This window comes from Selenomonas ruminantium AC2024 (assembly GCF_000687995.1).
In the GTDB taxonomy this organism is placed as follows: domain Bacteria; phylum Bacillota; class Negativicutes; order Selenomonadales; family Selenomonadaceae; genus Selenomonas_A; species Selenomonas_A ruminantium_B.
Map to the genome: position 1 here is coordinate 117399 of NZ_JIAC01000001.1, position 11788 is coordinate 129186.

Consider the following 11788-nt stretch of genomic DNA (forward strand, 5'->3'; position numbering starts at 1 on the left):
TTTATCCACCAACTCTATAATATTTCCGTCTATTTCACCCAACTACATATTGCTAATGATACAGCTTCCAAAATTTCATCAGGATCAATACCAGCAATACAATGGGAAAATTTTTCTTTGCAACCGCCATAAATCAAAACATCTTTGCAATTTCCCGCCGACTTATCCGGCCGTAACATTATCGCCTGCTCTGACCAGGGAACAAATCTTGCGCATTCACTATAATACCCCAGCTGTGGATATTCCTTATCCATAGCCTCCCGGTAGCAAGCCACTACGGGCGTCTTCACCGCTGTGGCTAGATGCATCATCCCACTGTCATTACCTAGAAATAAATCTGCTTCAGCCAGCACAGCCGCCGCCTCACGCAGCGATGTTTTACCTGTAAGATCAATGATCATAGCTGAAGCGCAGTTTTCTTGCAAATACCTGCCATCCCCTTTATCCTCAGGCCCTCCCAGCAATACAAAACAAACGTCAATTTTTTTTATTAGCTTTTCTATAACTGTATGCCATTGATTAATCGGATATTTATGCGTATCATCACTAGCGCCGATTCCCATGGCGATAATGAGTTTTCCTTGTACCCGTGCAGGGTTCAACCACGCTTCAGCTCGAAAACCATCCTCCGATGAATACCAGGCTTCCAGTCGGTCATCAGTAACAGTCCCTCCCACAGCTTGCAACAAGTACAAATAACGCTCTGTCTCAGCCACAATTTCCGGTGGATTGTAAATGGCCTGCGTCAGCAATGCATGTTCTACCGTCAAATCCAATTCATCATCAAGATACAATAAAGGCACGCCACTGCTATAAGCATATCGTCTATAACTGCCACTCATGTAGGCAATAAGCATGGTATCAAATTTTCCACCGCCCCACTGTGGACAAAGGCATAAATCATAATAATGTTGCCAAAGATGTACCTTGCAAAACTCTAGCAGGCTCTTCCACCAAACTGGAAAATCAGCCAGAAAATCCGTTGTTTCAAAGCAAAGCACTTCATTGACATAAGGACAATATTCCAAAAGCGATTTGGTTAACGGACGACAAACCACTGTGATAAATGCATGTGGATAATTGCGTCGCACTTCTCGAATAAACGCACTTGTTAAGACCATATCACCAATGGCATCAAAACGTAACAGTAAAATCTTTTTTACTTCACCATCTACACGATAACCTGCTTGTTCAAACGCAGGTTCCATTATTTTTTGCAGCGCTACGATATCTCCAATATTAACTTGTTCCTTTTCTTCCAACCATCCCTTAGCCAATGCCATCAATTCTTGCTGCACGATTTTACCTCTCCCTTGTCTTTTCCCATAAAGCAATAAAAGCCGCAAGTACCTTTTCTGGCGGAATAGTAGCAATACAATGTGCCGACTTAGCAAAACAACCACCATAAATAATTTCATCACGACATGCATCTAATGCTTTTTCCGGCCTTAATGCAACAAAGGGGACCTGCCATGGCGTGAACCGATGATAACCACTAAAGACACCTGGTAGAAAATCATCCTTATCCAATGGATCACGGAAAAAAGCCAATACCGGCTTATGCAGAGCTGCTGCCATGTGCAATGTTCCCGTATCATTACCGATATATAACTGACATGCATCCAGAGCTGCCCCAGTCTCGCGCAGGGATGTCATTCCCACAATATTGACTACTGCATCCTTGGGAAGTTTTTGAATTAATTCTGCCGCAACCTGTTTTTCTCCTTGACCGCCTAATATAACAAAACAAAGCTCCGGATACTGTTCCAATATAAGACGCAAAGCCGCTGCCAATAATTGAGGTGGATATTTACGATTAGGTGTGCCGGCACCAAGACCAACCGCCACACAAGTCTGATGCCGTGAAAATGGCTGTTGTAGTAATTTTACAATCTTCTGACGATCTTCTTTACCATACCAAAGTTCCATACTAGTGTCCTGTGGCTTATGCCCTAATGCCTCCAAGACATAAAAAATACGCGCTGCTTCATGAATGTATTCTGCCGGACTCACCAAAGCTTGTGTTAACAATTCTTCAGCAAAATTAGGCTTTGCTTGAAAATCACCATATACATTAAATACCGTACTACTAAAATCCACACGTTCCTTGGCACCGCTTATATATTCCACCAAACGGATTTCATTGCGTAATTGTGCCCACCCCCACAACTTAGATATGCACATATCAAAATGTCGGGGCCATAAATACTTTTCAGCGAGATTCAGCAACTCACACCATGCCATTTGTTGGTCAATCTTGAAACTTCGTTCGTCATAAAGAATGTATTCATTTATGTAAGGACAATATTTCCAAAGAGCAGCAACCCCAGGCCGTACCAACACGGCAATATACGCCTGTTGATACGCTCGACGCAATTCCCGCATAAATCCAGTGGTGAGCACTGTATCCCCCACTGCATCAAACAACAGCACCAAAATCGTTTGCACTGCTCCATTCTTTGATTGGCGTAACCCAGCCTGACGAAAAGCAGGCTCCATAATGGCCTGCAGTTTTACCACTGATAATTGGTTAACATCCATTTTCTGTGCCAGAAGCTGCTGACCAGCAAAGTGAAGTGCTTCCATTCCCATATCCTATTGCCTCCCGTGGTCATGTATGCAGCGCTCAATTGCCCGTTTAACCATTGTTGGTGGTATCATGCGCTGACATTCCAGATAATGCTCACTATCTTTTTCATATCGCTGACAAGCTCTGTCGATATAGTGAATCTTCTCGTCATGAAAACAAAAATGGCATACTCTGGGATTCATAACACGATAACTCTCGGGGAATTCATACCAAGGTGCTGTAAAACCAGCAATCAAGACAGCGGGACAACCTGCCATCCATGCCAGCCAGGAAAGCCCACTGCTAAGGCCAATGAAAAAGTCCGCATAAGCCAGCATATCTGCACGTTCGGCCAAAGGATGATTTCCCGTAAAATCTTCTGCCCCAGCAGGTATTTTTACTGTAATGCCGTATTCTGATTGTTCCCGGTCTCTATCTATACACAGCACTCGATATCCTAAGTTCTTCAAATATGCTACAATTTCTTCCCAACCACCAGGCCAAAGCCATGATTTCGCCACCCCCGAAGCCTGTACGGCGATGCATACATACGGTTCCTTGATACATCGTGGCTTATGTGGTTGCCATGGGACTCGTGGTGGCAATTGCTCCAGCCCCATAATTTGTTGCACGGCTGCACGTAAAGGCATCATTTGTCCATTAATGGGCATAAAATGCGGATCCCCCAAACCAGCCGCCAGATAGAATACTGCATAGACATCTTCAGGTACATATTGACATAAAACAAACTGAGGATATGCCTCACGGACAAAATCACGCAAGTTCTCACCAACATCCATAGATATTTGAACATTATGAGACTCTGCATACATGGCCACACCTGGCAGGATAGCTAAAACATCGCCCAAACACCTGCTCACAACCATAATATGCACATGCTGCCCTTCCGTGTCAAACTGATGTTCAAAAACCTTTTGCCCGGCAAAAAAAATCTCCACCAGCCAAGGGATGTAATACTTTTCCTCCGATGCCAATATAACTTCTGATACATCTTCATCAAACAGAATTATCCCTGTTTCTGCATCCGACAACCTAACATGATAATCCCCTGCCGGAATTTGCAGCCTAAGACCATTGCGAAAATCCAGTTTTACTCCTTCTATACCTGTATCTCCTGCTACGCCCCCCACATGTATATGCATTTCATTGAAAAATGCATTATTTATTTTTTCGATTCTTTCTTCTTCCTGTTCCGTATAATCATGGCAGGAAAAATAGTAAAAAGGATATGGAAACATAACTGCATCTATTCCCCCTTTTTGGCATTCATGAAATTTATGCACCAATCCACCAACAGTAGAACATAGGCATAATTATCACCAAACTCCTGCTGCAAAACAGGCTTTATCCGTTGATTTATCTCTTCCAAAGGATATTGTGCTGCTACGGGAGCAAAATGCCCCCAAAATGACAACTTCACTAAAAATGCTAATATCATTTGACGAGAATTCCTGTCGTCAGCTAATTCTGGAATCATCGCCATATAAGTATCCATCTGTCTTACTGCCCTAATAACAGAATCCATATATGCCGGAACTTTCTCCAACAGATTCCCTCTGGTTATGGATTTGGGTGTATGTACCAACTCATATAATACTCCCGGAACCATTACCACTCTTGATGCTACGAATAAATTCTCCAACGAAAACAAGACATCTTCCAAAAAAACATGCTGATGAAAACGAATCCCACTTTTCATGATTAAATCCCGTGAAAATAGCTTTTGAACCGCTGAGGTCATAAAATCAAAATTATATACATGTTCCACTCGTTTCTGAAGCAATGACTCCATCAACACTGGTTCTGCTATTTTATCGCCTGCTTCTGCTGCGATATCAGCCTTATTGATTATTGCCGCCTGATATAGATGCTTCAAATAGTCGGCATGCAAAATATCATCAGCATCCACGAATGCCAAAAATCGTCCTTTAGCCCTCTCTATTCCCGCATTTCTTGTTAAACCGGCCCCCATATTTCTCACATTCTGCCACAACTTTACCTGCGGCAATCCACAGTAAAGACGCTGACACAATTCATAGCTCCCATCCGTTGACTGGTCATCAATCAGTAAAATCTCTATATTGTTTAATGTTTGCCCCAAAATACTATCTATGGTTTTCTGCAAATATTGTACTTTATTGTAAACTGGCACAATTACCGATACGCTGACCATTCCCTATCCCCCTTATTTAAAACATATTGCTACTCTGCAGTAATACTTGTTGATACCGTTGCCATAGAGATGTTGTCGTATTGCATCCAGAAGCCAATGCCCTTGTCAATATCTTCTCGCCGTTTCGACAGAATAGTTGCACGGTCTCACGTAAATCCTTGCTCTTCCAAGTCGTCTTCTCCAGTTGCAGTAATTCCCACCATTCCAACTGATGAATAACCAAATTCTCCAAAGACATGACCTTACTTTCTGGACAGGCATAACAATCGGATATCACGCCAACCAAGCCATCCCCCACAGCTGACAGTAGTACTTTCCAAGCAGTAAAAGGCAGCCGCTTTCCTTCTGGCAACAGAAATGAATTACAAAGCCAACCACAGTTATCCATCGCTTCTCTGGTAATCAATGCTGCTGTGATATCGCCAGCAGGATATTTACCAATTTCCAGCAGACGCTGCCAAAACGCATTCCCTAGTGCCACTTGAGTGTTATCCAAGGGATGAATCATAATATAGGGATACTCATTACTATAATCTTCCCTAGCATCCGAAACCACCACTTGCAATGGCACAATTTGTTCCATACCAGCACTTACCATACGCTTCAAAAAATTATTAGCGACCTCTGTCCCTGGCAACTGCCAATGAACAAATTTTCCCTTGGCTTTTGCTGATAACTGAGAAAACACATTCTGTATTTCATCATATCCAAACACATCCCAATCATATTTTCCCTGTATTTTTTTCTGACAGATTTCATTAATCTGATGTAATGCTATTTCTCCTGTCTGCTGCAAACAAGGAATGAGCAATTGCTGCCAGAGATAGTCCTGTTCAACGGCCTGTTGCAAGCGTTGTGTAAAATCCTCCATTTGTCCCATATAGGGAACTACCGTGGTAACCAATATCTTTTGCACCAGCATTTGCTGTTCTGCAACACGTTCCGCCAACAGGACACTAGCCTTCATCAGATTGCCCATTGGCTGTGGTGTTGTTTCTTGGCTATAACGCAATATTTGTGGCTCGACAAAGGGACGTAAATCCATTAAACTGCCTTGCTTCAGAAACTCCAGAGGACTTATCATTTCCCCTTTTATCATCCGCTGGTGATAATTGCGATAACCACCACCTGCAACAGATGCCAACGAGTATCTAGCCACGATATTGGGCCACCCCACAGCAATCTTTGTCTGAAATTGTTCCTGACTACGCCAATAGAAATGCGCCAGTTCCATTGACTGGCACCTCTGCATTTCCACATCAATTTGCTGACCATTCTGCTCATAATACACACAATGATTACCTTGGACAAGTTTCAGTTTATACCGCATCACCGAACGTGCACCAACGATACATTTTTGTCCGGAATCACGATAAACATCACCGATTACAGGCCGTGACAAAATGAATTCATCCCTATGCAAATGCGGTTGATATAGTATATAACGACGCCATGGCAATTCATATACTATGCTATCATCCAGTTCTTCCAACCATTCCCGTACATTTTTTCCTGCTGCCGTACCTACCAGAAATTCATCTGTATCCAATGGAATGACAATATCCGCTCCATGATCATTTATTGCCTCATACATGAGTTCTGTGGTCAATTCCGCCTGCGCATACTCCACTCTGCTAACCTTTTGCACACTAAGCGACAGCCCCTCCTGTTGTAACGCTGTAAGAATTGCGCTAGTCTTATCTGAACTATAATGATCCAGTATCAATAATTCATCAGCAAAGCTCAGCGTATGCCTCACGAAACTTTCAATGATGTCCATCTCATTGCGAACCATCGCAATGGCTACAATATGATGTTTTTTCACACTTGCCGGTGCAGATTTTGCATAGGATGCTCTACTCTCCCATTCCTGCCAGCGAATATTTTCTACCGCTCTACACAGTTCCTCCGTTGCCAAAGTTTTTACTTCCTGTATCTGGGGCAATATGCTTTCCAACAGCCATGGCAGGTGTTCCTGCCAGCTGCCAGTCTGCAAAGTACGCAAAATAGCTTCAGCCAGCACATGTTCCAAACGCTCCAGCTCTATTTTGGCCTCCGGATGTTCCAATCGTTCTTGCCGGCAGCATCGCCATAGATATTGCAGTTCTTCACCTAAGCCCTCCCATTTTTTGTCTCCAGCAGGATAGCACTCCAGCCACCCCAACAACTGAATGGTCATTGACGTATATCTATGCTTACGTAAAGCTCCCCAAAGTCGTACGAAATCTATATATCGACGTTTTTGCCAGTAAGTCCGCAAATCATCACACCTGCGATTAGTCCCTGCCAGACGCTCCTCAGTCGACAGGTCATACCCCAACGCCTCAATTTGCTCGCGCCAAAATGACGCATTCGTGACATCCCAGCCATGACAGCCAAACGGTTTAAGCGTACCTGCTGCTATCCGGCGATAGCAGTTCTGCACCTCTTCCTGTACAGAAAATTGTAGAGCAACCTGTAAAGGCGCACATTGGAATTCAACATCCTTTTGCACACCACACCAGCCCCAAAAAGAATCTTCCACACGCAAAAAAACATCCTGAAAAATCTGCTGTCGTTCCCTGGGCATATTTTCCCATTGTCTCAGTGCTTTTCGTGCTGCCACAATTCGTCGCAATGACAAACCACCATTACCTACTCTTGCCCCTATTGCATGCCAAATAGGATTGTAGGGAGCAATAGGAGCCCCAATATAATCGTACCCTAGTTCACAAAATTCCTGTAACCGATCTGCAAAAACAAAGGCATCCAACTGGTAAATAAGCAGATAATCATATTTTGCAAAGCGCGCATAATAGGTCTCATTCAACAACAACCGGCTATAACTGGTAATACTGGTAAACCACTGGTCTGGGAAACGCTCCACTGCAATACCATTTTCCAAGCCCTCATATGCAAACTTCAAGGATTCTGGTGCAACAAACACACAAGGGTAATTTCCCAGCACACGACGTAGTTGTTGCAATGACACTTTTTCCGTTATAGTCAAATTTTCCCGATATATTGGAATTGTAATCACAACGCTCATTTTTTACCACATCCTTGAATCTCCAAAAAATGACGATATAAGAACTGTACCAACCAGGCTTTACCGCCAAAGTCCTGTTCCAAAGCCTCACGAATGCTCTCTTTCACCAGCTGCTGATGCTCCAGCGGCGTGGGAACAAATCCCCATCGGCACGGCATTACGAGCATATAGCCGGTAATACGTTCCATAACCTGCTCTTTTATCTCCGGGTGTTCCGAAAAATATGTTATTTCGCCAAGATTCCGCCATAAAATCTCTGCCAGCCTAAAAGTATCCTGTACATGTTTTTCCAAATTGTCCAACGTCTTTGCCTCACGCAGGATAGAATCTCCTGACAAACGATATACATAATACAGTTGATTGGTTACCATATATTTCTTTGCCCTGCATAGACAAAGGAGATTAAATAGAGCATCCTCATTTGTTGATATGGCTTCAAATTTCAGTTTATTCTGCTCCAGAAACTCTCGGCGATACACTCGATTCCAAACAGACCATACCCAACCATTATACTGAAAAAACAGATTTAGCCTCTTCCCTAGATCAACATCCAACGACTCGACTGCCTTGGATCTCATACCACAATCAATCTCTGGTATAAGCGTCTGTCCCTCAGCATCTTCATAATAACGTCCTGGTGACCATACTACATCCGCCTGCCCCGCTAACGCTATTTTCATCATGTGCGCCAGCCCATCAGGCAAAAGATAATCATCACTATCCACAAAGGTTACATACTTGCCGCCTGCCGCCTGCAACCCAATATTACGCGCTGCACTTACCCCTTGATTGTGCGGCTGCTCTAACAGCTTAATGCGTTCATCAGCACGCTGCCAATCCCGGCATATAGCTGCCGTCTCATCCGTGGAGGCATCATCCACCAGCAATAGTTCCCAATCCGTATAAGTCTGCCGTTGTATGCTTGCCAAACAATCCTTGATATATGCCTGTCGATTGTACATCGGCACAATTATTGTCAGCTTTGGCTTTTCTGTCATGTCTTACTCCATTCCATTATGGAAATTTTGCGTATTAACTGCCTTTTTCAAAATCTCCTGCCGTCCCTTTGGCGTAAGAAAATACCTTACCAAACGTTGCAGAGAAAGCTGCCCACGATCTGGCGTATCACGATTGATAATCCAACCACAATCTGCTTTTTGCACACGTAAGGCCTGCGCACCAAGATTCATGGTCAGCACCGGATAACCAGATAAAATCGCTTCACTAGCCGTGTAGCAATAGGTCTCAGGACATGCACTAGGTATTAATACAATAGCTGTCTGATACAGTGCTAATAATCTAGACACATCGCTTTGCACATATCTTCCTGTAAAAAAAATCCCCTGCCTATCGCCATTCAAATCGCCTGCGTCCTCACCAATAACGATTAATCGTACAGGCAGTTTACGCCGCTTTATCCAGGAATTTAACTGCAAAAAATACCTTGCTCCTTTTTGCGTACAAAACGTCCCCAAAAACGCCAGTGTTAGCGTTTCTTCTTGAGCAAAATCCCTCTTAAATGTTCGTTTATAATTATTTTGCAACTTATGCGGATTTACCGTAATATTCACATCATGATATAAACTGTTTATAATACCCGCAGCATAATGTGTGGGTGCTATTACTTTATCCGCCCCCAACAAAAAATCATAAAATCGCCTACGATATTCTTCTAAATTAATATCTTTCATTCCCCTGACGTTAAAGATGTAACGACAATATTCATGTGACCTATATCCATGACAATATAAGGCCCGACAATCCAGTGAGGTATTCGGGCACATACAAAAATAGTCATGTAAAAATACGGTATAAGACATCCCCAACTGAGACAGAGCCGTCATAGTCTCGTATAATGGAAAGCCTAGCAAATGATTGACAACTATATGGTTTATATTGTGTTCATATACAAACGCCTGCCACTCAGCCTTATCCTTAGGTGCCTGATGCGGTCGCAATAATACAATATTGCGACTGGCATTATTCTGCAAATACCCCTGCAAAAAAACTTCTGTTCCTCCGCCAGCATCAAGAGACAAAATAAGTTCTTGAGCAACATTTTTTTGTTTATAGCCCAATGCTGCTCGTACTTGACGTGTAAAAAGTTCTGGTTCCTGACTAATTTTATGGCGATAATCTGCCAGCCGTTCTACTTCTTGTTCATAATTGGCCAACAACTCACGAATTTTAGCCACAATGGCTGGAATATTTTCCTCCGTATCGTCAAACTTCAAATCGGATGGAATAGGGATATCGACATCATTTGCAGCAGCTCCGCGCTTGCCTGTCAACAAGCAACAACCAGCCATAACCGCCTCTCGGGGGATTCTATCTTTTCCTGGATGATTGCCAAAATCAACATAAACTTTAACCGAATGTAAAAACTCCTCTACCTGAGTGGGCGTCATATTCTCTACCGGCCGCCACGCCAAATCCATCGACTTCTCTATAAGCTTACGTGTAAACTCCCAGCCTTTACGTGGATTAAATGCCACAATATTCTTTCGTCCTGCTTTTACCAAGGTTTTATTACGTGTCAAGAACACCTCATCAAGATAATCACCTACCTCGAATATTCTTTCCTGTGGCACATCATTGATCAACAAAAACTGGCGGGCATATTCTGACTGCGTCCAATGCATAAAAGAGGGACTATCCAATACCCCCAAAAAAGGTAACGGCTTTACAGCAAAGGACTCAACAGTTTCATCATAACACTCTACATACCGTCTAACCCTTGACCACCAGTTGTCGACACTCAACCACCACACAACACGCTGTATCCGTAAGTCACGTGGCACGAGAAATATCAATGTTTCTGGTACAATAAGTATATTATCTATACCAACCTCGATACATTCCGCAACCGGTAAACTATAATGCCTGTAGTGCGGATGAACACTACTTTTCGTACTAACCGGATAGTAATACATTGCCACATCAACACCATCTGCTTGCAATCTGGCTCCTAATTGATGCAAAAGTGTAGGACCACCAGTATGGGCATTACCCGGGCACATAATATATACTTTGCTATTTGCCGTCAATTCCATGGCATTTCCTCACAAGTTTCATTTACTGTCTCAAAAAATGCAACAGCAGCAAGTCTGTTTGCTGCAGTTTGGCCGCAAACTTCAATGCCTTGTCCGTCATTCCCATACACTTAGCTGTTACTGCCAAGTTTCGCAATACATTTTCATCCTGACCATCTATATTAAGAGCTGTCTCCAAAAAGGCTGCCACTGCCTGATAATCATTAGCCATAAAATAACCACCAGCAAAAACCTGCAATAAGCGAATCTTCTCTTTAAGAGATATATCCTTATTGAGAACAGCCTGTATCTCGGAACGATAGTCTCCCCCTTGCTCCAATGTTTTAGACATCGTAGCTTGTGGTTCTACGTGCTGTCCGGTGGCTGCATGTATCGATGCAGCCATAGGTACTGCTGCGTCTTCTGTAAGCGGCTCAAGTCCCAAGAATCCAGCTACATGAGGAAATTCAGCCTTGATATGCTCTGCCTCATTTCGCCCATAATAATCAAGAATATCTTCTATATCCTCCCGCTGCTCCTGAGTTAAAACATTTTCGCCATGTTCCAAAACAAAATCAAAGATAGCCAAACTGTCATCCGTACGGTCTTCCAAGATACAGATTCTTGCCAGCAAAATACGTGCTGCTATGTGCTCTGGTTCAAAAGTCAGGACGTTTTGTACCATGCCTGCAGCTCTGCTATAATCACCAAGCATAAAATAGCTGTAAGCACCATCATAAAGCATTTCCGCATCATGATCACCAACCTGTACTAGTTCAGCCAGTTTATTGATGACATCGCTGTATTTTTCCTCCGCAAACAAAGCACGCAGTTCCTCTCGCAATTCCTGCACATTCTCTAGCTGCATATTCTGCTCCTTATTCTTTTTATTCTTATTCATTTTACGGCTTGCTTTTCCCATGTCTAAAACCCCTTTCTCATTTTACTAAGCTTCCTAATTTTTT

8 protein-coding genes are annotated in these 11788 nt (G+C 43.1%); all 8 read right to left on the minus strand.

The window, feature by feature from the left end; all coding sequences use genetic code 11:
• Nucleotides 1-29: 29 nt before the first annotated feature.
• The 8 genes from P157_RS0100540 to P157_RS0100575 are packed head-to-tail and all read right to left on the minus strand — an operon-like array spanning nt 30 to nt 11745.
• Nucleotides 30-1298, minus strand: a complete 1269-nt coding sequence (locus P157_RS0100540) for a glycosyltransferase family 9 protein (protein ID WP_026759294.1) — start codon at nt 1296-1298, stop codon at nt 30-32.
• A gap of 4 nt (nt 1299-1302) precedes the next feature.
• Nucleotides 1303-2592, minus strand: coding sequence for a glycosyltransferase family 9 protein (locus P157_RS0100545; RefSeq protein WP_026759295.1), 1290 nt, complete (start codon nt 2590-2592; stop codon nt 1303-1305).
• 3 nt (nt 2593-2595) lie between these two features.
• Nucleotides 2596-3828: an autotransporter strand-loop-strand O-heptosyltransferase gene (locus P157_RS0100550; RefSeq protein ID WP_026759296.1), complete on the minus strand. Its 1233-nt coding sequence runs from the start codon at nt 3826-3828 to the stop codon at nt 2596-2598.
• Between the two features lie 8 nt (nt 3829-3836).
• Complete coding sequence (locus P157_RS14730) at nt 3837-4763, minus strand: glycosyltransferase family 2 protein (protein ID WP_026759297.1); 927 nt, start codon at nt 4761-4763, stop codon at nt 3837-3839.
• A 16-nt stretch (nt 4764-4779) separates the two neighbouring features.
• On the minus strand, nt 4780-7791 hold the full coding sequence (locus P157_RS14735) for a DUF5672 family protein (RefSeq protein WP_051598417.1): 3012 nt from the start codon (nt 7789-7791) through the stop codon (nt 4780-4782).
• Nucleotides 7788-8789, minus strand: a complete 1002-nt coding sequence (locus tag P157_RS14740; RefSeq protein ID WP_026759298.1) for a glycosyltransferase family 2 protein — start codon at nt 8787-8789, stop codon at nt 7788-7790. The genes P157_RS14735 and P157_RS14740 overlap by 4 nt, the downstream gene beginning before the upstream one ends.
• A 3-nt stretch (nt 8790-8792) precedes the next feature.
• Nucleotides 8793-10844, minus strand: coding sequence for a glycosyltransferase (locus P157_RS0100570; protein WP_026759299.1), 2052 nt, complete (start codon nt 10842-10844; stop codon nt 8793-8795).
• Between the two features lie 22 nt (nt 10845-10866).
• Nucleotides 10867-11745, minus strand: coding sequence for a tetratricopeptide repeat protein (locus P157_RS0100575; protein ID WP_026759300.1), 879 nt, complete (start codon nt 11743-11745; stop codon nt 10867-10869).
• Nucleotides 11746-11788: the final 43 nt, after the last annotated feature.